We start from the raw sequence: 21,813 nt of genomic DNA, 5'->3' as shown, positions 1-21,813 counted from the left end.
CTACAGCAGCGGGCTGATCAGGCGCGCCCAGTTTTCCATGAGCTTCCGGCTCAGGGGCCGCCCCTGCCATGTCTTCGGATCGACCTTTTCGGACGCGTGGATGTAGCCGTCCTGAATGCCCTCCAGGATGGCTACCTCGCCCGCGTCGTACAAAAGGACGCTGACTTCGGCGTTCAGTTGAAACGACCGGATGTCGACATTGCTGGACCCGACGATCGCCACGCGCCCGTCGATGCTGACATGCTTGGCATGCAACAGGAAGTGCCTGTAGCGGTGGATTTCCACGCCGATGTGCAGGAGTTCGTCGTAATAGGATCGCTGCGCCAGGCTGACGAGTAGCTGGTCGGCCACCAGCGAGACGATCAGATGCACCTCGACGCCGCGCAATACGGCCGTTCGCAGCGCGTTGAGAAGGGCCGCGTCGGGAATGAGGTATGGCGTGGTGATGATGACGCGCGAGCGCGCCGCGTTGATCTGCGACACGAGCAGCGTCTCGAAACCCTCCACCGGATAGTCCGCGCCGGAAGGCAGCACCTGGGCGACCATGCCGTCGTCGAAGGGTTCGGGCAAAGGCGGATCGTCCAGCAGTTCCTCCGTCTCGAGGAACCAGTCGCTCTGGAAGACGGAGCCCATGGCCGCGACGGCCGGCCCCTCCACCCGGACGACCAGTTCCTTGTTTAGGATACCGGGCCTGAAGTCCTTGGCTACGATGTTCTGCGAACCGGCATAGCCGATGCGGCCATCGACCAGATACAGCTTGCGGTGATTGCGCATGTCGCCGCGCGTCCGATCCCGCAGGAAACGCAGCGGCAGTGCCTGACGCGCGTCGACGCCGCCGCTGCGGAGCAGGCGCAGGGTGCGCTTCATCCAGCGGCGCGAGCCGAGCGCGTCGATCAGCACGCGTACCGTCACGCCCCGGCGCACCGCCCGCAGCAGCGCATCGATGACGAGCCGACCGGTCTCATCGTCCGCGAAAATGTAGACCAGGATATGGACCTGATGCTTTGCCGCATCGATATCGGCGACGAGGCGCTCGATCATGCGGTCGTAATCGCCCAGCCATTCGAGCCGGTTGCCGGTAACCGGCGGATAGGCGCCGACCCGGTTTGCCAGGGCCGACAATTCCGTTTCGCGCCGGGGCAGAGCCGGCAGATCGCGGTGCCGCATCGCCTCCATGACGCGATCGCGCGCCGGCGCGAAACTTGCGAAGCGGGCGGCTCGCCAGGGCGGAAAGCGCGGCCGTCCGATCAGCAGAAACAGGATCAGCCCCGGTATCGGCAGGAAGAACACGAGCAGCAGCCAGCTTCGGGCGGCATCCGGGGTGCGCCGCAACGGCGCCACCCCCAGCATCACGAGGCGGACGATCCATTCCGCCAGAAGATAGGCAGTTCCCAGATTGATGAGGCTGTCCAACGCCACGCGACTCCCTGTCCATCAGGCGACAACGGTGGACGGTCGCCCACGCGTTGTCCATAAGCTTCCCTGATGCACAGGGGTCACGGTTCGGCAGACATGCGGCATATTCACATCATCGGCATCGGAGCGGGCAATCCCGACCACCTGACCATGGAGGCCGTCTCCGCGATCGCCGCCAGCGATGTCTTCCTCCTGTTCGACAAGGGCGAGGACAAAGCGCAGCTGACCGACCTTCGCCGCCATCTGATCGAACGGCACAAGGCCGGCGCGCCATACCGTCTCGTATGGGGCGAAAGCCCGCAATGGGCCAGCCGCGAAAGCGGCTACGGCGCCGTTGTCGACGATCTCAACGCGCGCAAGCGGGTGTTGACCGCAGAGCTCATCGACTCCGAGGTCGGGCCTGGACAATCCGGCGCCATCCTGGTGTGGGGCGATCCCACCCTCTACGATTCCACGCTGCGCATCATGCGGGCCGTCTGCCACGGGCGGGACGATGTCGACTATTCCGTCATTCCCGGCATCAGCAGCCTGCAGGCGCTGGCGGCCCGGCATCGCATTCCGCTTAACGCCATCGGCGGCGCCGTGACGATCACGCCCGGGCGGGGGCTGGCCGCGTTGATGTCGCAGCGCCCGGAGACGGTGGCGGTGATGCTGGACAGCCGGGACGCCTTCCGGGAGGCGTGCGGCGCGGACTATGCCATTCACTATGGGGCCTATGTCGGCATGCCGCAGGAGCAGCTGTTCGCGGGGTCCCTCGACGCCCTTGCCGGAACGATCGCGGCCTATCGCCAGGACGCGCGCGCAAGGCACGGCTGGATCATGGATTCCTATATCCTCAGCCGGCAGCTAACCGCCTAGGCCGACGAGACCGGCGCGCAGATCGTCCAGGACCCCGGGCCCCATCTGCCGCTCCAGGCGCTCGTGCGCCTCGCACCACAGGGGCAAGGCCGCCGCCAGTATCTCCTGGCCCGCGGGCGTCAGCAGCAGGAGGCGGCTGCGCTTGTCCGCAGGGTCTATCAGTACCTCCACCAGGCCACGCCGCTGCAGGGGCTTCAGCGCTGCCGTCAGCGTCGTCCTGTCCATCGCCAGGAGGGCGGCGACAGAACCCATTCCCGGTGGCTCCGGCCGGTTCAGCGACATCAGAAGCGAAAACTGGCCATTCGTCACGCCGTGCGGCGCCAGGATCGCATCGAAGCGGCGGGCAAGGGCCCGCGCCGCGCGCTGCACATGCAGGCAGATGCATGTATCGCGGACCAGCAGGGTCGTCGAATAGGGAACGGGTCTCTCGTCGGTCTTGGAAATCGTCATGGATTCAATATGTTGATATCAAGTAATTTGCGCAAGGCGTCTGCGGTACACACATGGTGGACGAATCGAGAGACAGGACCGGCACCATGAATATCGGACAGGCTGCGGCAGCATCCGGCGTATCGGCAAAGATGATCCGCTACTACGAGGCGACGGGTCTGGTCGGTCCCGCCGGACGCAGCCGAAGCGGTTACAGGGTCTATGGGCCCGACGACATCCATAGGCTCGGTTTCATCCGCCGCGCCCGCAATCTCGGTTTCACCATCGAGCAGATCCGCGAGTTGCTGTCGCTCTGGCAGGACCGCAGCCGGCCGAGCCGGGACGTCAAACGCATCGCCGAGGCTCATTTGAGTCACCTGCGAGACAAGATCCGGGAAATCCAGGCCATGGTGGACACGCTGGAGACGCTTGCCGAAGGCTGCCGCGGCGACGACAGGCCGGATTGCCCGATCCTCAAGGAACTGGAAGCGACAAATGGTCGCATTTCCGATCTCGCTTCGCCGCAGATGCACCGCCTCAACAGCATCTGAAGTTTTGCCGGGCGTTTCATATCTCAATCACTATTACCTATAGCATTTACAAGTCATCGATTGCATGTTTGAGTGCCGGCAATGGGGCTGGCATCGAGACCGTGCGCCCATGCGGCAGCAGGGACCAGCATCGCAATGCATGAGTTTATTAATATATATGTATTAGGATATTTTAATTCTCGGCTGGAACAGTAGGTCCGAATGCGCAGCGATTTCAGATATGGGCTCGTCCTCAGCGCGGCCCTCCTGCAGGGTCTTGCCGGTTGTACGGTCGGCGACGGTTCCCACGGCGGTCAGGGCGTGGCTTTCCTGTCAGACCTGATCAAGCACGATCCGGCGCAAAGCGCCTCCCAAGGCGCCGCGGCATCGACGCAGGCCGGTTCCCACACCGATACCTCCGGCGCCGCACCGACCCCATCGCAACCGCCTGCCGTCGCCCCGGTGACACCGCTGCGCGGCAATGGCTACGGCATCACCGACCTGATCGATCGGGCACAACGGGACAGTCCGTCGTTGCGCATCAAGGCCAGCAAGATCCAGAGCGCCCAGAACCAGGTCAATGTCGCCAAGCTCCAGTTCATGGCGACGCCGAGCGTCTCCGTCGAAAACGCCGTAAGCCAGGACGACCCGTATCTTCATGGCGACAGCACCGTCACGGTGCTGCGCGTGCAGCAACCGCTGTGGACGGGTGGGCGGCTGACTTCGACCCTGCGCCGCGCCAAGGCGGGCGTGGAGGTATCCCAGGCGGACCTTGACCATGAGCGGCAGGGCGTCTCCCTCAGCATCCTCGAAAAATACGGCCAATGGCTGTCTTCGCGCCTGAAGCGCAGGGCCATGCAGGACGGCGAGCAACTCTACACGGATCTCGCCCATCTGATCGACCGGCGGATCGATGCGGGCGCATCGGCCGAGAGCGACATGCTGATGCTGCAGAGCAGGGTGGATCAGCTCCGCGTCAGCATCAACCAGATGCAGACCAACGAGGAAACCTCCATCGCGGCCCTGAGCCAGTTGATCGGCGGGCCGCTCGTTGCAAGCGAACTCGCCGAGGAGTTGACCGGCCCATCCGTCGATCTGTCCAAGGGGCCACAGCTGATCGAGCAGGCGCGGGAACGCAGCCCCCTGCTCCGGCGTCTCGGCGCGGAGGTCAAGGTTGCCGACCAGTCGGTCGCGCGGGCGCGCTCCAGCCTGTCTCCCGAAATCTACGTGCGGGCGCAGCGCCAGTATGGACGCCAGGACATCAAGATCGACCAACCCGTCGACAGTGTCTTCGTCGGCGTCCAAAGCCAGTTCGGTGCCGGCTTCTCGAACGTCCTGGATATACAGAACGCAAGCTACGACCGCGATGTGGCCAAACTGGCCATCCGCTCGGGCGAGCTGTCGCTGGTCGAACAGATGTCATCCGACCTCGCAGTGGCCGGCTCGATCGACGAACGCATCCGCAATCTGGAAAACGCCGTCCAGTCGACCAGCATGACCAAGGATTCGTGGGACCGGCAGTTCGTCGCCGGCCGCAAGACCTGGCTCGACGTCATGAACGCGGCGCGCGAGCACATGGACATGAAGGTCCAGCTGGCCGAGGCGCGGGCAACCGCCGTCATCGTCAAGTGGCGACTGCACATCCTTGCCGAAGGCGTTTCACCCTCTGCTCCGAACACGAAAGGGCAACGCAGTTGAGCGTGCTTTTCGCAATCCTAAGTCGCCTTGCCACCCTGCAGGGCGAGGTCGTCGACCGACTCGCTCTCAAGGACGCCGCCGAAGCCGCGGAGAAGGCCGGTACGAAGCCGCTGGCGCAGCTTCAGTTCGTGATTGCGCGCCTGCATCTGCCGAAGCTTCGGCAGATGCAGCGGCCCGACCCGGCCATCGTGCCGATGGTTGTCCATAGCGAAGACCGGTGGTTTATCCTGCGCGGGCAGAACAGCCAGGGCCAATGGGTCATGGAGAGCTGGGACGCCGAGAAGCAGGGTTTCGTGGAGGGCGTCTGGACCGAAGTCGCCAATGCGGGCTTCTACCGCATGCGCATGGCGCTGCCGTTCAAGGCGTCCAGCAGCAAGGTCTTCCATCTGATCCGCGACGAGGTCTTCTCGCACTGGAAGACCCTTGGCGACATCATGCTCAGCACGGTTCTCATCAATCTCATCGCGATCGCCAGTTCGTTCTACTCCATGCAGGTCTACGACCGCGTCGTTCCCACCGGTGCTACGCAGACCCTCCTGGTGCTGACCATCGGCGTCTTCGCCGCGATCATGTTCGAACTTGCCTCCAAATACGCCCGCAGCGCGGCCTACGAACGCCTCGTCGACTTCGTCGACCAGCATCTGACGCGCGCCGTCTACATGCGGCTGCTGTCGGTGCGGCTGGACCAGATGCCGAAGAGCGTCGGCTCCCTGGCGGCCCAGATCCGCGGCTACGAGTCCGTGCGCGCCTTCCTCACCTCGGTGTCGTCCTACCTTCTGGTCGATGCGCCCTTCGCCATCTTCTTCATCCTCATCATCTGGTCGATCGTCGGCTGGATTGCCGCGATCCCCGTCGTGATGCTGGTCGCCAGCATCTGCATCGGCCTGTACTACAGGCGGCGCATGGACGCCCTGGCGCTGAAGGCGAATGCCGCGAGCAACCTCAAGAACGGCCTTCTGGTCGAAACCATCGAGGGCGCGGAGACGATCAAGTCCGGACAGGGCGGCTGGCGGATGCTGTCACGCTGGCTCAGCGTCACCGACGACGCCCGGCAGAACGAGATGGAGATGCGGCACGTCTCGGAACATGCGGCCTATATCGCCGCGGCCATGCAGCAGCTCTGCTATTCGGGGTTGATTGCCGCCGGTGCGTTGATCGTCAGTACCGGCCACGTGACGATGGGCGGCCTCATCGCCTGCTCGATCCTGTCGGGGCGCGCTCTGGCTCCCGTTTCCGCCATTCCCGGCCAGCTCGTGCAGTGGTCCAACGTACGGGCGTCGATCCAGGGGCTGGACAGGCTGTGGCAGCTCAAGGACGATCACGACGGCGAGGAGCATCCGGTGATCCTGCCGCAACTGAGCGGGCGCTATCGCTTCGAAACGGTCGCTTCCTACTACGGCGAGCGTGTCGCCTTCCAGGTCGAGAAGCTCGACATCAACGCCGGCGAAAAGATCGGCGTCATCGGGCCGATCGGCGCCGGCAAGACGACGCTGCTGCGGCTCCTGAGCGGCATGTACAAGCCGGGAAAGGGGCGCATCACCCTCGACGACGTCGATCTGTCCCATCTGTCCAAACCGGTCATCGCCGAGAATGTCGGTTACCTCCAGCAGGAAGGGCGGCTCTTCGCGGGGACGCTGCGCGATAATCTCGTCCTCGGCCTGCTCGACCCGGGCGACGATACCATACTGGAGGCTGCGCGGCTTACCGGGCTCATGACGGCTGTCATAGCCGGTCACCCCAAGGGGCTGCAGCAACCCATCTTCGAAGGCGGCATCGGGCTGTCCGGCGGGCAGCGCCAGCTGGTCAACCTGACCCGCACATTCCTTCGCAAGCCCAGGGTATGGCTGCTCGACGAACCGACGGCCTCGATGGATCGCGCGACCGAGGAGATGGTCATACAGGCCCTCCGCCGCGAAATCCGCAAGGACGACACGGTCGTCATCGTCACCCACAAGCCGGAGATGCTCTCCCTCGTCGATCGGCTGATCGTCGTGACAGGAAACAAGGTCGTCGTGGACGGCCCGCGCGATGCGGTGCTGCGTCACCTTCAGCAGATGAGCCAGGGCCAGGCCGAAAAGGTACCCGCATGAGCACGACGACCAGCCATCATGCCGACCGCTCCCATGGACGTCGGTTTCCAATGTCCGTCCTGCTGGCAATCGGGCTTGCGATCTTCGTGGGATGGGCGGGCTTCTTCGAGATCGACGAGGCGGTCCGCATGACGGGCCAGATCATTCCAAGCGAACGCACGCAGATCATCCAGTCGGTGGACGGCGGTGTCGTGTCGATGATCCTCGTCCAGGAAGGGCAGGTCGTCACGGCAGGCCAGAAGCTTGCCGTGCTGGAACGCGGCCGCGCCGAAGCGGGATACGAGGAAAGCCGCTCCCGGCGGGCCGCCCTGCGCACATCGCTGGCGCGCGCGCGCGCCGAAGCCGTCAACGGCGACCTGAGCTTCGACGAAGACCTGTCCCAGTATCCCGAATTCGTCGAGGCGCAGACGCGCCTTCACGAGCAGCGCCAGCGGGCGATCGACGAGACGCTCGATACCCTGAACGAAGCCCTCAAGATGGCGAAGCAGGAGCTCGAAATGACGGAGCGCCTGCTGAAGGACGGCGACGTCAGCAAGCTGGACATGCTGCGCGCCCAGCGCGCCGTGCTGGAACTGGACGGAAAGATCGCCGACATCCGCAACAAGTCGATCCAGGATGCCAGAGCCGAGGTCGCCAAGCTGGAAGAGGAACTGTCCTCTACCGATTACAAGATCGACGAGCGGCAGGATATCCTCAAGCATACCGACCTCGTCTCGCCGGTGACCGGCGTGGTGAAGTTTCTGCGTATCAACACCGTCGGCGGCGTCCTGCGCCCCGGTGACGAACTGATGCAGATCGCGCCCACCGATGGCGGGGTCATCATCGAAGGAAAGGTTCCGCCCGCCAATGTCGGCAAGCTGCTGGAAGGCCTGCCGGCCTCGGTGAAGATCGACGCCTTCGACTATTCCATCTACGGCTCGCTGCATGGGCGCGTCACCCTGATCAGCCCGGACACGCTGACCGATACTGCCGCCAACGGGCAGAGCACGCCTTACTACCGGGTCCATGTGCGGCTGGACGACGATCAGAGCTGGAATGCGAAATCCGACCAGATTCTGGTCAAGCCCGGGCTGACGGCGACGGTGGATATCCGAACGGGCCAGCGTACCGTTCTGCAATATCTGATGAAGCCGGTCGTGAAGGCGTTCAGCGGCGCCATGCTGGAAAAGTAAGCGGACGTAGCACGCGCCTATCGTCGTGCGGAGGCGCGGCTTCCGCGATGCGAGCCTGGATCCGGGCGGCGAACCTCGTCGGCGCGGGCCAGTGCGGCGCCAAGCGCAGCCGCCGCCTCGGCGACCTCGTCCGAACGCGGCAACGGCGCACGGTGATCGGGACGGTGGTTGCGTAGCGGACTTTTGACATGGTCCGTCGGCGCAAGAAGGCGGGCACCCTCCAGCCCGCCCCTTGCGATGCGCGCCAGCATGGATGTCAGGTCGACGATCTCTTCCGCGACCACATGGATAACGCCGTGGCTGGCCTGCAGCCGGCCCCGCACTTTCAGGAAGCGTCCGCCCAGAACCACCGCGCGATAGGTCTCGAAGACCTTGGGCCAGACGATGACGTTCGAGATGCCCGTCTCGTCTTCCAGCGTCATGAAGATCACGCCCTTGGCAGAACCCGGCCTTTGCCGGATCAGCACCAGGCCGGCCACCGTGAGGCGCCGGCCGGAGCGGATATCCGGCAGGCTCGAATGCGGGGTTACCGCCAGGGCGCGCATATCCCCACGCAGGAAGGATACGGGGTGCGCCTTTAGCGACATGGACAGGAACCGATAATCGTTCACGACCTCCTCGCCCGGCGGCATCGGCGGCAGGTTCGCTTCCGGCTCGCGATGCAGATCCTGCGATGATGCGACTGCGAACAGCGGCAGGTGCTCGGCCGCTCCGCCGGCATCCAAAGCCTCTGCGGCCCATAGGGCATCGCGCCTGGAAAGCCCGAGCGCGGCAAAGGCATCGGCGTCCGCCAGCCGCGCCACGACCGCACGGGCAAATCCCGTGCGCAGCCAGACATCCCGTACGGAATCGAAGGGGCGTCGTCGGCGCACCTCCACAAGATGCTTCATCTGCGCTTCAGACAGGCCCTTCACCTGCCGAAAGCCCAGCCGCACGGCATGGCGGGTGCGGATATGGGACGCCATGTCCAGATTGCGGCGCGCCATGCGCGTCGCGTCGAATGCGGCTTCCTCCAGCCCATTGTCCCAATCGGATGCGTTGATGCAGACGGGGCGCACCTCCACCCCATGCTCCCGTGCATCCCGCACGATCTGCGCCGGCGCGTAGAACCCCATGGGCTGGGCGTTGAGCAGGCAGGCTGCGAAGACATCCGGATAGTGGCATTTCAACCATGCCGAATCGTAGACGAGCACGGCAAAGGAAGCCGCATGGCTTTCGGGAAAGCCATATTCGCCAAAGCCCTCGATCTGCCGAAAGCATCGGGCGGCAAATTCAGCATCATAGCCGTTTTCGACCATGCCGCCGATCATCTTGTCGCGGAAGTCCTGCACCTTGCCCGTGCGCTTGAAGGTCGCCATGGCGCGCCGCAGCTCATCGGCTTCGGAGCCGGAGAAATTGGCGGCCACCATGGCGATCTGCATGGCCTGCTCCTGGAACAGCGGCACGCCGAGCGTCCGCCCAAGGACATCCTCCAATTCCGGCTTCTGGTAATTGACATCCTCCAGACCCATGCGCCGCCGCAGATAGGGATGCACCATGTCTCCCTGGATGGGGCCGGGGCGCACGATGGCGACCTGGATGACGAGGTCGTAGAACTCCCTGGGTCTGAGCTTGGGCAGCATCGACATCTGCGCCCGACTTTCGATCTGGAACACGCCCAGCGTGTCGGCGCGCTCCATCATCTTCCAGACCGGCCCGCTCTCCTTCTCCTTGGGCAGGACACCCAGCCGAAGCGGGGCATGACCGCCGAAATCCTCGGCATAATGCGCATCCAGCATGGCGAAGCCGCGCTTGAGGCAGCTCAGCATGCCGAGCGCCAGGATATCGATCTTCAGGATGCCGATCTCTTCCAGATCGTCCTTGTCCCACTCGACGATGATCCGGTTCTTGTCACCCGTGTTCAGGACGGGCACCGTCTCGTCCACCCTGCCACGCGTCAGCACGAAACCGCCGACATGCTGCGAAAGATGGCGCGGGAAGCCGGCAAGCTCATGCGCGAAATGCAGGACGTTGGCCGTGGTGGGGTCGGCTTCGCTGAGGCCTGCCGCGCGCGCCTCCCAGGCACCGAGGGCCGAATGCGACGTGCCCCAGACGGAGGCGGACAGCGCCCCGACCGCATCCTCCGACAGGCCGAAAGCCTTGCCGACCTCGCGCGCGGCGGAACGCGAGCGATAGGAAATCACCGTCGCGGCGATGGCCGCCTTGTCCCGCCCGTAGGTTTCGTAGATCCAGTTGATGATGTCGTCGCGCTTTTCATGCTCGAAATCGATGTCGATATCCGGCGGCTCGTCCCGTTCCGGGGAAATGAAGCGCTCGAACAACAGGTTGCCGCGCTCCGGGTCTACCGAGGTTATGCCGAGGCAATAGCAGATGGTGGAATTGGCGGCCGATCCGCGCCCCTGACACAGTATGCCCACGTCGCGGGCAGCCACGACGATGCGGTGTACGGTCAGGAAATACGGCTCGTACTGCTTCTGCTCGATGATCGCCAGTTCCCGCTCGATCTCGTGGCGTATCTTCTGCGGGAGTCCCGCCGGGAAAAGCCTGTTCGCCCCGTCATAGGCGAGATGGCGCAGTTCGGCCGCCGGCGAGCGCGACAAGGTCAACCCTTCATCCGGATACTCGTATTGCAATGTCTTCAGGTTGAAGTTCAGCCCAGCGAAGAAGCGCCGGCTTTCCGCCACGGCCTGCAGGTGGTCCCGGAACAGGAACTCCATGCCCGCCGTGTCGCGCAGATGACGCTCGGCATTGCGCGCCAGGTGAAGCCCCGCCCGGGAGAGCGGAACGTGTGTACGGATGGCCGTGACGACATCGGCCAGCATCCGCCTTTCCCGCACATGGTAGAGGACGTCGTTGGTGGCCAGCATGGGCACGCCCGCTCGCGCCGACAGACCGCTCGCGCGGGCCAGGAAACGTCTGTCCCGCCCGTCCTGCCGGGCCGCGGCCGCCAGCCAGACGCGGCCGGGCGCAGCCTCATGCAGCTTCGTCAGTGCCCGCGCCGAACCATCGGCGATATCGGCCCACGATGCGCCCGCCAGCGTCCGCGGACAGATCATTGCGAACCGGCAGTGCCCGCTCCATGACACGAGATCGTCGAGCTCCAGATGGCATTCGCCCTTGTCGGCGCGCAGATTTCCCAAACTGATAAGCCGGCAAATATTTCCCCAACCCTCCCGATCCTCGGGATAGGCGAGGATATCCGGCGTATCGTCGGCGAAGACCAGGCGAACCCCGGGCCGGAAGGCGAAATCGCAGTCGCGCGCAGCCTGCAGGGCCCTGACCACCCCTGCCACGCTGTTCCTGTCGGCAAGGCCCATGCCTCCCAATCCGAGTATCTTTGCCGTGCCAATGAGTTCCTGCGGAGAGGAAGCCCCCCGCAGAAACGAAAAACTCGACTGGACGCCGATTTCACAGAAGCCGGCGCCCATGGGCCGGAAGGCGGCCGCTATCCTGTCTGTGTCCTTGGTCATGGGAATATGCCGTGCAGGAACCAGCGGGCCGGCCGCATGTCGGCCAGGCCCTCGCGGAACATCCAGTAGCGCCGTCCCGCATCGTCCTCGATCCGGAAGTAATCGCGGAACAGACCCGGGGCCGCGGTCGTGACGTCGTCATGCCACCATTCCGGCTCGATCCGCTCCGGACCTTCGAGGCGCAGCACCCTGTGCGCGGCCCGCCGCCAGACGAAACGGATCGGCTCTCCTTCCGGCAGGACGGAGATGGCCTCGACCGGCTCGGGCGGGTCCAGAATACGCAAGGGGCGGGGCAGGCCTTCTTCTGCGGTATCCGCGGCTGCGGCGGTACCGGAAAATCCGGCAACCAGGACCTGCGCCTTTTCCGGCCAGTGCGAAGCTACGTCCCGCAGCGACTGGACGGCTCCAGGCCCCAGCCGCGCCGTCAGCCTGTCCACCAGGGTCACCATCTTTTCGGCCGTGACGCCGCTTGCCAGGAAGTTGGACTGGTCGTCGCCGAGGACATCCATGGACAAGACGGACAGGCGCAGGAGGTCATAGCCGTAACCGGCATCGCGCTCGTCGCCGATGGCCTTGAGACGCTCGGAGAACAGGCGGCGGATGGAGGCCGGGTCCCGCATGGGACGCGCGGTGGCAAGGGCGATGCGCTCCACGACGCCATCGACGCGAAACAGCGACAGTTCGAGCTGGCGCACACCCTGCCCCAGACGCTCGAGGTCCGGTTTCAGGCGCTGGGCCAGATGCAGGACGAGGTTCTCGATATCCTCCACTCGCCCGATCGGCTCGAACAAACGTCGCTCATGAATAAGGGCCGGCACCGGGCGTCGCGGATTCAAGGGGCGGGTACTGCGGCCGATCGCGAAGTCCAGTTGCTCCATGAAGGCGGCGCCGAAGCGCCGCCCGAGAGAGGCGCGCGGCATGGACAGCAATTCGCCGACGCGGCGCAGGCCCAGCCTGTCCAGCGTCGCCGACAGTGCCGGCTCGAAACGCAGCGCGCGGCAGGACAAGGGCGACAGGAGGCCGACCTCTTCGCCGGGCCGCGCCACCGTCCCCGGAGCATGGACGGCCAGCGCGGCAGCCGGCCCGGCCGATGATGCGATGGCCAACCCGGCCGCCAGGCCCTGCCCTTCCATGCGGTGGGCAAGGTCGCGCATCAGGCCGTCCTCGCCACCGAACAGATGCGCGCAGCCGGAAATATCCAGAAACAGCCCCGCCGGCCCATCCAGCGCAACCAGCGGCGTATAGCGATCGCACCAATCCGCGATTGCGGCCAGCAATCCGGCATCCGCGCTGCTGTCCATTTCCTCGTATCGGACAAAGGGGAAGCGGGCGCGCGCCTCTGCCAGCGAAAGGCCCGGCACGAGCCCCGCCATGCGGGCGCGCTCGCATGCCGCCCGGATGCGCATGAGGCCGCCATCCTTGTCGTAGAGCGCCAGCGGCTGGAGTCCGTCCGGCGCGCCCTGCCCTGCCGGATGCCGCGCCTCGGCCGCCAACCCACCCCCGCGCGGTGCGCGATGGGCGCTGCCCGATGCCTCGCGGAACAGGCCCGCCGTTGCGGCAGCCTCCGGTGCAAGGCTGCCCGCAACGGGCGAATCAGGCGTGGCGACGCCGTGCAAGGGAAACGTCCGGCGCCAGGACCGGCCAAGGCTTTTGCGAAACAGCCTGTCTGTCGACAGATGAGGCAGGCACACGGCCAGAATTTTGCTCGGCGGCGGTGAAATGTCGCTCATCCTGGTTCCACTCCAGTCGAAATCTGCCGGGCCGGCCCGACGCCGATTTTTCCACCGCGACATCGAAGGCCGGCTGCCCGACGAGCCGGCCGATATGGGCAAGGTCCGATACGGCCCCCGCGGCGGCCGGGGCAATTTGCAGGCGCAGCGGGGCCGCGGTGGCCTCCGGCCGCCCGGCCTGTCGCAAAAGCACCAGCGGAAGGCCGCTTGCACGGGCCCGCACATGCAGTCGCCGTGTTCCTTCCAGCCCCAGAAGATGCGGGTTGCCGGACACTTCGAGCACGACCAGCGCCGCACCGCCCGAACCGGCCGCCTCCTCCGCCGCCCAAAGGGCCTCCTGCAACCGCCGCGTATGCACCAGAAGCAGGGAAGACGGGTCCAGCCCGAATGTCCGCAGGCCGGCAGCATAGAAGACGCCGAGCTCCGCCTTGACGTGCCGTTCGCTGATCCACAGCAAGGGACGTTCGGCGGAAGCGCCGCACAGGCTGGCCACCCCGGCCAGGAAGCCCGCCCCGCCACCGCCACCACGCGGTTCGGCAAGTCGGATCTCGGTCAGCGCCGCGGATGGAAATCCGCCCCCGAGCACCCTGTCTGCCGAAGCCACGCGCAGGGGCACGAATTGCCCGCCGGACGCCGTTTCGCTTCCGGCATCCAGTGCCGGCGACGCCTTTTCCAGACGTGCGATCCGATCTCGCAATTCCGCCAGTTGTCGGGCTTTGTCCGGCAATGACGGTGGCATCCCGGCAGATGGGTCGCATCGCCGCTCCATAGAAGCTCCAAGGGTTTTGTTCCTGTTATGTTCTTATGGATTCCAGAGCACCGGCGCAGAGTCAAGGGAACGCCGAATGGATGGCGGGTGGCCGATGCTTCGTCTAAAAGAGCGGCAACCGGTATCCTGCGGAGGCTTTGAGAGGATGGGACAACTCGATCATGGCGACGACTGGTCGCGGCGCATGGCGCCCAGCCTCGACGAAATCGAGCAGCTTGCCATCGATGCCTATGCCGGTCTTCCGGCGGAATTTCGTGCGCTATGCGGCGATATCCGATTCCATGTCGCCGACTTTCCGGAAGATGACGTCGTGGCGGAGATGAAACTCGACTCCCCCTTCGACATTCTCGGCCTGTTCGAGGGGCGCGCCGTCGCAGCTTCCGCCACGGAAATGACGGGCGAAATGCCCAACCGCATCCTGCTGTATCGCCGGCCCATACTCGACTATTGGGCCGAGCACGAGGAAACGCTGGGCATGCTCGTCAGCCACGTGCTGATCCACGAGATCGGCCATCATTTCGGCCTGTCCGACGACGACATGGAAGCGCTGGAAGCCGCGGCCGACTGATGCCGGCCCGCCGGCCTACTGTTCGCCGAGCTTCATCGAGGGATCGTAATCCCTGCCCTCGACCACCTTGGTGACGGGCTGGGCGCATTTCATGACACCCTCCGCCGCATCGAAGGCATAGGCGGGGCTGCCGGCCAGCTCCCACCCCTTCGAAAGGGCAAGGGAAACCTTGTGGCAGAAGGCGGCGTCGTCGACGCCTGTCAGCAGACGATAAAGCTTCATGACCTGTCCTTCGGTTTCGGGATCGATTCGGCGATGTCGAGCAGCCGCCTTGCGTCGACGAGATGCAGCCGCTCCACCATGCGCCCGCCGATGCGGATGACGCCGCGGCCGGAATTGGCCGGGTCGTCGAAGGCGGCGACGATGTCACGCGCCGCTTCCACCTCCTCGGCGGTGGGGCCGAAGGCGGCGTTGGCGCGCTCCACCTGCGAGGGGTGGATCAGCGTCTTGCCATCGAAGCCCATGCGCCGGCCGGCGGTGCATTCGGCTGCGAAACCTTCGGCATCCCGGAAGTCGTTGTAGACGCCATCGAGCACGGGAATGCCATGGGCCCGTCCGGCCAGCACGATCTGGGCCAGCCAGGGGATGAGTTCGGGCCGCCCGGCGGAAGGGCGCAGCCGGCCGGCGGCGACGATGTCGTTTGGCCCCGCGACCAGCGCCCCCAGGGGATAGGCCATCCGTACGGCCGCGATTGCACCTGCATTCAGGATGCCGAGCGGCGTTTCCACCATCGCCCACACCTGCAGAGCCGGCGGGGCGTCCGTCTGCTCCAGCGCGGCGGAGACCTCGAGGAGGTCGGCGGCCCTGTCCACTTTCGGAACCAGGATCGCATCCACATGCGCGCCGCGTGCCATCAGCAGGTCCTCGGTGCCCTCCAGCGTCGCCAGTGGGTTGATACGCACCACCCGCATGGCGCTGCCCCGGGGCGTTGCCAGATGATCGCGCAGGCGCTCGCGCGCCCCGGCCTTTTCCTCCGGCGCGGCGGAATCCTCCAGATCGAAGATCAGCGCATCCGCGTCGAAATCGGCGCTGCGCGCCAGTGCGCGGCCGTTCGCGGCGGGCACGAACAAAGCGGATCTCAGAAAGCGCGGCGTCTGTGTCATCCCTGCTTCCTGCCAAATGCCGCCGGAGGCCGCAATGGTTTTGACCCGCCTGCCACCTTGATATATCGGAAAGCGGAAAAAGCCATGCAGCCGAGGAGACATGCCGATGCAGAAGTTCGACACGCTGACGGGCGTTGCCGCCCCGCTGCCCATCGTCAACATCGATACCGACATGATCATCCCCAAGGATTACCTGAAGACGATCAAGCGCACGGGTCTCGGCGTCGGCCTTTTCGCCAATATGCGCTATCGCGAGGACGGGTCGCCCGATCCGGATTTCGTGCTGAACAAGCCGGCCTATTCCAAGGCCGAGATCCTGATCGCGGGGGACAATTTCGGTTGCGGCTCCTCGCGCGAGCATGCCCCCTGGGCCCTGCTCGATTTCGGCATCCGCTGCGTCATCTCCACGTCCTTCGCCGACATCTTCTACAATAACTGCTTCCAGAACGGCATCCTGCCGATCCGCGTCACTCCGGGGGAACTGGAAGAGCTTCTCAAGGATGCCGAGAAGGGCTCCAACGCGCGGCTGTCCATCGATCTCGAAACGCAGGAGATCCGCCGCCCGGACGGGCAGGTGATCCATTTCGACCTGGAGGCATCGCGCAAGCACCGGCTTCTCAACGGCCTCGACGATATCGGGATGACCCTCGAGCGGGCGCCCGGCATTTCGACCTTCGAGCAGAAGCTCGCCGAAGACCGCCCCTGGGCCTGACGACACCAGCCCTGCCCAATCTTTCATGATCTTGCTTAACGGCTGGAGGACCGCCGCATGACCACCCGTAACCTGCTTCTTCTTCCCGGAGACGGGATCGGCCCGGAGACCATGGCCGAGGTGGAGAAGCTGATCGCCCTCATGAACGCGGAAGCGGGCACGGGTTTCACCATCGAGCGCGGCCTGGTGGGCGGTTCCGCGTATGACGCCCATGGCGTGCCCATCTCCGATGCCGACATGGCGCTTGCCCTCGCCGCGGACGCCGTGCTGTTCGGCGCCGTCGGCGGCCCCAAATGGGATGGCGTTGCCTATGAGAAGCGGCCGGAAGCCGGGCTTCTACGCCTGCGCAAGGAACTCGAACTCTTTGCCAATCTGCGCCCGGCCATCTGCTATCCGGCCCTCGCCGACGCGTCTTCGCTGAAGCGTGATCTGGTCGACGGGCTCGACATCCTCATCGTGCGGGAATTGACGGGCGGCGTTTATTTCGGCGAGCCGAAGGAAATCCGCGATCTGGGCAATGGCCAGAAGCGCGGCATCGACACGCAGGTCTACGACACCTACGAGATCGAGCGCATCGCACGCGCGGCTTTCGAGCTGGCGCGCACGCGGCGCGGCAAGGTCACGTCGATGGAAAAGCGCAACGTCATGAAGTCCGGCGTCCTCTGGAACGAGGTCGTCACGGCAACCCATGCCGATTACGCCGACGTCACGCTGGAGCATATGCTGGCCGATGCCGGCGGGATGCAGCTGGTGCGCGCGCCCAAGCAGTTCGATGTCATCGTGACTGACAATCTCTTTGGCGACATGTTGTCCGATATCGCCGCCATGCTGACCGGCTCGCTCGGCATGCTGCCGTCCGCCTCTCTCGGCCGGCCGGACGATGCGACGGGACGCCGGCGCGCCATGTACGAGCCGGTGCACGGTTCGGCGCCCGATATCGCCGGACGCGGCGTCGCGAACCCCATCGCCATGATCGCTTCGTTCGCGATGTGCCTGCGGTATTCCTTCGGCATGGTCGGCGAGGCCGACAAGCTGGAAGCCTCGATCGCGGACGTACTGGAAAAGGGTATCCGCACGGCGGACATCGTCGCCGAGGGTACCCGCCAGGTCGGCACGGCGGAGATGGGCGATGCGATCGCCGCGGTATTCCGCGACAAGCTCGCTGCCGCCTGATCGCGCAGCGAAGACCCGATGTGAAAGGGCCCCGGTGTCGCCACCGGGGCCCTTTTTCATGGTGATGCCGGTGCCGTCAGTCCAGCTTGTGAATGTCGACGTGGCGGGTATCGCGCAGGAAGATCATGCCGACGATGAGCGACATCGCGGCGATGACCACCGGATACCAGAGACCGGAGTAGATGTTGCCCGTCGCCGCCACGATGGCGAAGGACGTCGTGGGCAGGAAGCCGCCGAACCAGCCATTGCCGATGTGATAGGGCAGCGACATGGATGTGTAGCGGATGCGCGTCGGGAAGAGTTCCACCAGATAGGCCGCGATGGGTCCGTAGACCATCGTGACCAGCAGGACCAGGAAGAACAGGATCGCCGTCGTGCCGATATAATTGATCTCGGCAGGGTTCGCGGCCGCCGGGTAGCCCGCCGCCCGAATCGCATTCGTCGCCGATGCGCCGAAGGCATCCGTCTGTGTCTTCAGGTCGGCGGCCGACAGGCCATCGCCCTCGAAGCTCTCGATGACCACGTCGCCGATGCGCACATTGGCCACCGTGCCGGGAGGCGCTTCGATATTGTCGTAGTTCACGGCGTTCTTGGCCAGGAACGCCTTGGCGATATCGCAGGAACTGGTGAAGCGGCTCGTTCCGACCGGGTTGAACTGGAACGAGCAGGTCGCCGGGTCCGCCGTCACATGGACGGGAGCGGAAGCCTGCGCCGCCGCGAGGGTGGGGTTGGCCATGCGGGTCAGCATCTGGAAGGCCGGGAACAGCGTCACCACCGACAAGGCAAGCCCCGCCATGATGACCGCCTTGCGTCCGATCCGGTCCGACAGGATGCCGAAGATCAGGAAAAAGGGCGTCGCCAGAAGAAGGGCCACCGCCATCATGATATTGGCGGTCGCGCCGTCCACCTTCAGCGTCTGCGTCAGGAAGAAGAGGGCGTAGAACTGCCCCGTATACCAGACCACCGCCTGGCCGGCGGTCAGGCCGAACAGCGCCAGAAGCACGATCTTCAGGTTCGACCACTGGCCGAAGGATTCACGCAAGGGGCTCTTGGACGCCTTGCCCTCTGCCTTCATCTTCTGGAACACCGGGCTTTCGTTCAGCTTGGTGCGGATCCAGACCGAGATCGCCAGGAGGACGATGGAGATGAGGAACGGAATACGCCAGCCCCATTCGGCGAACGCCGCCTCGCCCATGATTGTCCGGGTGCCGAGGATGATGATCAGCGACAGGAACAGGCCCATCGTCGCCGTTGTCTGGATCCACGAGGTGAAGTAGCCGCGCTTGCCATTGGGCGAATGCTCGGCGACGTACACCACGGCGCCGCCGTACTCGCCGCCGAGGGCAAGGCCCTGCAGGAGGCGTAGGATGATCAGGATGATCGGGGCGAGAACGCCGATCGACGCATAGTTGGGCAGGAGACCGACCAGGAAGGTCGACAGGCCCATGATGATGATCGTGACGAGGAAGGTGTATTTGCGTCCGACGAGATCGCCCAGCCGCCCGAAGACGAGGGCGCCGAAGGGGCGCACCGCGAAGCCGGCGGCAAAAGCCAGCAACGCGAAGATGAAGCCCGCCGTTGGATTGACACCGGCAAAGAACTGCGCGGCGATGATGGCCGCCAGAGAGCCATAGAGATAAAAGTCGTACCATTCGAAGACGGTTCCGAGCGATGAGGCGACGATCACCTTTCGCTCTTCCCGCGTCATGCTGGTCTGGCTTTGGGACGCAGTCGAATCATTGTAGCTTGCCACGTAGTTCCCCTCCCGGCCGCTGCTTGTAGGCGGTCTCATTGCTTGCACACACCGACGTGTACTGATGTGTGTTGACAGGCACGCTAACCTATCCAGCGTAAATGAAAAGTGGCAAAATTCTGTCTGCGTAAATCATGGCTTGCCGCCGACACGCAGTGTTCCTTGAAGGTCAACGGAACGCGAGGGACGTTATCGCCGTTGTATTGTCCAGCGACACTTCAACGGGGAATTTCAGGATATGATCAGAAGTTTGATCAAGGCGGTCGTGATCGGCTGGGTCATGAAGAAGCTGTTCGGCCACGAGGACCGGGACGAGCGCGACAGGCGTCGTGGTGCGCGATGAGCGCCGCGACCTTCGATTGACAAGGCGCGCCCGAGGGCGCATATGCGAGCCCATGTTCACACGCTCCATGATTAAAACCGCGATTGGCTGATACCTTCGTCCCGCACTCCCCCGGGACGGGGTTGGAGGCGTTTGACGAAGTCGCGGGGAGCAGAGGAACTGGGTCCAAGATGGGTTACAAGGTAGCTGTCGTCGGCGCGACGGGTAATGTCGGCCGGGAAATGCTGAACATCCTGCACGAGCGCGGCTTTCCGGCCGATGAGGTCGTGGTGCTGGCTTCGCGCCGCAGCCAGGGCAAGGAAGTCACCTTCGGCGATACAACCCTGAAAATCCGCGCCCTCGAGTCCTACGATTTCTCCGACACGGATATCGCGCTCATGTCGGCCGGCGGTTCGGTCGCCAAGGAATGGGCGCCGAGGATCGCGGCGCAGGGCTGTGTCGTCATCGACAACTCGTCGGCCTTCCGTTACGAGCAGGACGTACCGCTGATCGTGCCGGAAGTGAATGCCGATGCGGTGTCCGGCTTCCGCAAGCGCAACATCATCGCCAATCCCAACTGCTCCACCGCACAACTTGTCGTAGCGTTGAAGCCGTTGCACGACCATGCCACCATCCGCCGCGTCGTCGTTTCGACCTATCAGTCGGTGTCGGGCGCGGGCAAGGAGGGCATGGACGAATTGTTCGAGCAGAGCCGCGCCGTCTTCGTGGCGGACCCCGTCACCGCCCGCAAGTTCACCAAGCGCATCGCCTTCAATGTCATTCCGCATATCGACGTCTTCATGGAAGACGGGTCGACGAAGGAGGAATGGAAGGTGATGGCCGAAACGAAGAAGATGCTGGACCCGCGGATCAAAGTCACTTGCACGGCCGTCCGCGTACCGGTCTTCATCGGCCACTCCGAAGCCGTGAACATTGAGTTCGAGAAGCCGATCACAGCGGACGAGGCACGCGACATCCTGCGCGAGGCGCCAGGCTGCCTGGTGATCGACAAGCATGAGGACGGCGGATACGTGACGCCGCTCGAGACGGCCGGCGAGGATGCCACCTATATCTCACGTATTCGCGAGGACCAGACGCTCGAAAACGGCCTGAACCTCTGGGTCGTCGCCGACAACCTCCGCAAGGGCGCGGCACTGAATGCCGTGCAGATCGCCGAGTTGCTGGTCAACCGCAAGCTGCTGGACCGGCGTCAGGCAGCCTGAGGGTTCACTCGGCGGCCAAGCCCGGCGCCCGGGTCGCCGTGCGGCCACCGGATGGTTGCAGCGCCGTTCATGCAATATTAACCATGGACGGCGCACATCCTGCGCCAGCTTTCTAAGAGATGAGCCCGCGATGAAAAAGACCCTGGCCGCTTGTGTTTCCCTTGCCGTTCTCGGCGGTTGCACGACGACGAACCCCTATACCAACGAGTCCCAGATTTCGCGCACGGCCGCAGGTACCGGCATCGGCGCCGGCGTCGGTGCGCTGGGTGGCCTTCTCGTGGGTGAGATCGCCGGCGTGGATCGCGGACGGGCAGCGCTTCTGGGTGCCGGCGTCGGGGCCCTGACGGGCGGCGGGATCGGCGTCTACATGGACCGGCAGGAGGCTGATCTGCGGGCGCAGTTGCAGGGAACGGGCGTTTCCGTGACCCGGCAGGGCGACCGCATCATCCTGAACATGCCGTCCAACATCACCTTCGCGACGGATCAGGATCAGGTCCGCTCCGAATTCTACCCGACGCTGACTTCGGTCGCGATCGTGCTCAACAAGTACAACCAGACCATCGTTGACGTGATGGGCCACACCGACAATGTCGGCGCCGAGGGATACAATTTCGCGCTGTCCCAGCGTCGCGCTGCCAGCGTGGGCCAGTTCCTGCAGACGCAGGGTGTCACCGGCAATCGACTCAACATCCAGGGCTTCGGCATGTCGCGGCCGGTCGCATCCAATGCGACCGAGCAGGGCCGTGCGCAGAACCGCCGCGTCGAGATTGCCATTTCGCCGCTGCAGGGCGGTTGAT

Annotated in this window: 18 protein-coding genes; 10 read left to right on the top strand and 8 right to left on the bottom strand. The window is 64.7% G+C overall.

All coding sequences use genetic code 11. The features are described from left to right. Positions 1–1,413 (bottom strand): cardiolipin synthase, encoded by a 1,413-nt coding sequence (gene cls / locus IGS74_RS02365; protein WP_246722843.1) that lies wholly within the window; start codon positions 1,411–1,413, stop codon positions 1–3. 99 nt (positions 1,414–1,512) lie between these two features. On the opposite strand from cls, the gene cobF reads away from it, so the two are divergent. After that, positions 1,513–2,274: a precorrin-6A synthase (deacetylating) gene (gene cobF, locus IGS74_RS02360; protein WP_192389067.1), complete on the top strand. Its 762-nt coding sequence runs from the start codon at positions 1,513–1,515 to the stop codon at positions 2,272–2,274. Here the strand turns inward: cobF and IGS74_RS02355 are convergent. Further along, entirely contained in the window at positions 2,263–2,724 is a 462-nt protein-coding gene (locus IGS74_RS02355) for a MarR family winged helix-turn-helix transcriptional regulator (RefSeq protein WP_192389065.1), read from the bottom strand. The genes cobF and IGS74_RS02355 overlap by 12 nt on opposite strands. 86 nt (positions 2,725–2,810) lie before the next feature. Here IGS74_RS02355 and cueR point away from each other — a divergent pair, with 86 nt between their 5' ends. The 4 genes from cueR (at position 2,811) to IGS74_RS02335 (ending at position 8,193) form a co-directional block, all read left to right on the top strand. Next, on the top strand, positions 2,811–3,254 hold the full coding sequence (gene cueR / locus IGS74_RS02350) for a Cu(I)-responsive transcriptional regulator (protein WP_192389063.1): 444 nt from the start codon (positions 2,811–2,813) through the stop codon (positions 3,252–3,254). Positions 3,255–3,455: 201 nt separating this feature from the next. Beyond that, a complete protein-coding gene (locus tag IGS74_RS02345) occupies positions 3,456–4,931 on the top strand; it encodes a TolC family protein (RefSeq protein WP_192389061.1) in 1,476 nt (491 codons plus the stop codon). A 2-nt stretch (positions 4,932–4,933) separates the two neighbouring features. Then, positions 4,934–7,021, top strand: coding sequence for an ATP-binding cassette domain-containing protein (locus IGS74_RS02340; protein ID WP_246723106.1), 2,088 nt, complete (start codon positions 4,934–4,936; stop codon positions 7,019–7,021). Continuing rightward, a complete protein-coding gene (locus tag IGS74_RS02335) occupies positions 7,018–8,193 on the top strand; it encodes an HlyD family efflux transporter periplasmic adaptor subunit (protein WP_192389050.1) in 1,176 nt (391 codons plus the stop codon). The genes IGS74_RS02340 and IGS74_RS02335 overlap by 4 nt, the downstream gene beginning before the upstream one ends. Before the next feature lie 17 nt (positions 8,194–8,210). On the opposite strand, the gene IGS74_RS02330 is transcribed toward IGS74_RS02335, so the two are convergent. The 3 genes from IGS74_RS02330 to IGS74_RS02320 are packed head-to-tail and all read right to left on the bottom strand — an operon-like array spanning position 8,211 to position 14,120. Continuing rightward, positions 8,211–11,663: an error-prone DNA polymerase gene (locus IGS74_RS02330; RefSeq protein WP_192389048.1), complete on the bottom strand. Its 3,453-nt coding sequence runs from the start codon at positions 11,661–11,663 to the stop codon at positions 8,211–8,213. Continuing rightward, entirely contained in the window at positions 11,660–13,279 is a 1,620-nt protein-coding gene (locus IGS74_RS02325; RefSeq protein ID WP_246722834.1) for a DNA polymerase Y family protein, read from the bottom strand. Before IGS74_RS02325 ends, IGS74_RS02330 begins: the two co-directional genes overlap by 4 nt. Then, positions 13,257–14,120 carry a hypothetical protein gene (locus IGS74_RS02320; RefSeq protein ID WP_192389046.1) on the bottom strand — a complete coding sequence of 288 codons (864 nt, stop codon included), beginning with the start codon at positions 14,118–14,120 and terminating at the stop codon, positions 13,257–13,259. The genes IGS74_RS02325 and IGS74_RS02320 overlap by 23 nt, the downstream gene beginning before the upstream one ends. 187 nt (positions 14,121–14,307) lie before the next feature. Here IGS74_RS02320 and IGS74_RS02315 point away from each other — a divergent pair, with 187 nt between their 5' ends. After that, entirely contained in the window at positions 14,308–14,730 is a 423-nt protein-coding gene (locus tag IGS74_RS02315) for a metallopeptidase family protein (protein ID WP_039195006.1), read from the top strand. Between the two features lie 15 nt (positions 14,731–14,745). Here the strand turns inward: IGS74_RS02315 and IGS74_RS02310 are convergent, their stop codons facing one another. Both IGS74_RS02310 and IGS74_RS02305 read right to left on the bottom strand, forming a co-directional pair. Beyond that, positions 14,746–14,952 (bottom strand): DUF1737 domain-containing protein, encoded by a 207-nt coding sequence (locus tag IGS74_RS02310; RefSeq protein WP_192389044.1) that lies wholly within the window; start codon positions 14,950–14,952, stop codon positions 14,746–14,748. After that, positions 14,949–15,833 (bottom strand): CoA ester lyase, encoded by an 885-nt coding sequence (locus tag IGS74_RS02305; protein ID WP_192389043.1) that lies wholly within the window; start codon positions 15,831–15,833, stop codon positions 14,949–14,951. Before IGS74_RS02305 ends, IGS74_RS02310 begins: the two co-directional genes overlap by 4 nt. A 106-nt stretch (positions 15,834–15,939) precedes the next feature. On the opposite strand from IGS74_RS02305, the gene leuD reads away from it, so the two are divergent. Both leuD and leuB read left to right on the top strand, forming a co-directional pair. Then, the gene (gene leuD, locus IGS74_RS02300; RefSeq protein WP_192389042.1) at positions 15,940–16,545 is read left to right on the top strand and encodes a 3-isopropylmalate dehydratase small subunit; all 606 of its coding nucleotides are present in this window, start codon (positions 15,940–15,942) and stop codon (positions 16,543–16,545) included. Between the two features lie 57 nt (positions 16,546–16,602). Then, positions 16,603–17,718, top strand: a complete 1,116-nt coding sequence (gene leuB / locus IGS74_RS02295) for a 3-isopropylmalate dehydrogenase (RefSeq protein WP_192389041.1) — start codon at positions 16,603–16,605, stop codon at positions 17,716–17,718. 76 nt (positions 17,719–17,794) lie between these two features. Here leuB and IGS74_RS02290 read toward each other — a convergent pair whose 3' ends face one another. Then, complete coding sequence (locus IGS74_RS02290) at positions 17,795–19,426, bottom strand: MFS transporter (protein ID WP_039194999.1); 1,632 nt, start codon at positions 19,424–19,426, stop codon at positions 17,795–17,797. A gap of 558 nt (positions 19,427–19,984) precedes the next feature. Here IGS74_RS02290 and IGS74_RS02285 point away from each other — a divergent pair. Beyond that, positions 19,985–21,016, top strand: a complete 1,032-nt coding sequence (locus tag IGS74_RS02285) for an aspartate-semialdehyde dehydrogenase (protein WP_039194998.1) — start codon at positions 19,985–19,987, stop codon at positions 21,014–21,016. Between the two features lie 130 nt (positions 21,017–21,146). After that, positions 21,147–21,812, top strand: a complete 666-nt coding sequence (locus IGS74_RS02280) for an OmpA family protein (RefSeq protein WP_039194996.1) — start codon at positions 21,147–21,149, stop codon at positions 21,810–21,812. Position 21,813: the final 1 nt, after the last annotated feature.

This window comes from Aureimonas sp. OT7 (assembly GCF_014844055.1).
In the GTDB taxonomy this organism is placed as follows: Bacteria; Pseudomonadota; Alphaproteobacteria; order Rhizobiales; family Rhizobiaceae; genus Aureimonas; species Aureimonas altamirensis_A.
This window is presented reverse-complemented; position numbering and strand designations above follow the sequence as displayed.

Excerpts from the sequence above, each read along its gene's own strand:
- IGS74_RS02285 (WP_039194998.1), top strand. The coding sequence starts at position 19,985 with ATGGGTTACAAGGTAGCTGTCGTCGGCGCGACGGGTAATGTCGGCCGG.
- IGS74_RS02280 (WP_039194996.1), top strand. The coding sequence starts at position 21,147 with ATGAAAAAGACCCTGGCCGCTTGTGTTTCCCTTGCCGTTCTCGGCGGT.
- IGS74_RS02355 (WP_192389065.1), bottom strand. The coding sequence starts at position 2,724 with ATGACGATTTCCAAGACCGACGAGAGACCCGTTCCCTATTCGACGACC.
- leuD (WP_192389042.1), top strand. The coding sequence starts at position 15,940 with ATGCAGAAGTTCGACACGCTGACGGGCGTTGCCGCCCCGCTGCCCATC.
- cueR (WP_192389063.1), top strand. The coding sequence starts at position 2,811 with ATGAATATCGGACAGGCTGCGGCAGCATCCGGCGTATCGGCAAAGATG.
- IGS74_RS02335 (WP_192389050.1), top strand. The coding sequence starts at position 7,018 with ATGAGCACGACGACCAGCCATCATGCCGACCGCTCCCATGGACGTCGG.
- IGS74_RS02310 (WP_192389044.1), bottom strand. The coding sequence starts at position 14,952 with ATGAAGCTTTATCGTCTGCTGACAGGCGTCGACGACGCCGCCTTCTGC.
- cobF (WP_192389067.1), top strand. The coding sequence starts at position 1,513 with ATGCGGCATATTCACATCATCGGCATCGGAGCGGGCAATCCCGACCAC.
- IGS74_RS02345 (WP_192389061.1), top strand. The coding sequence starts at position 3,456 with ATGCGCAGCGATTTCAGATATGGGCTCGTCCTCAGCGCGGCCCTCCTG.
- IGS74_RS02330 (WP_192389048.1), bottom strand. The coding sequence starts at position 11,663 with ATGACCAAGGACACAGACAGGATAGCGGCCGCCTTCCGGCCCATGGGC.
- leuB (WP_192389041.1), top strand. The coding sequence starts at position 16,603 with ATGACCACCCGTAACCTGCTTCTTCTTCCCGGAGACGGGATCGGCCCG.
- IGS74_RS02290 (WP_039194999.1), bottom strand. The coding sequence starts at position 19,426 with ATGACGCGGGAAGAGCGAAAGGTGATCGTCGCCTCATCGCTCGGAACC.
- IGS74_RS02315 (WP_039195006.1), top strand. The coding sequence starts at position 14,308 with ATGGGACAACTCGATCATGGCGACGACTGGTCGCGGCGCATGGCGCCC.
- IGS74_RS02305 (WP_192389043.1), bottom strand. The coding sequence starts at position 15,833 with ATGACACAGACGCCGCGCTTTCTGAGATCCGCTTTGTTCGTGCCCGCC.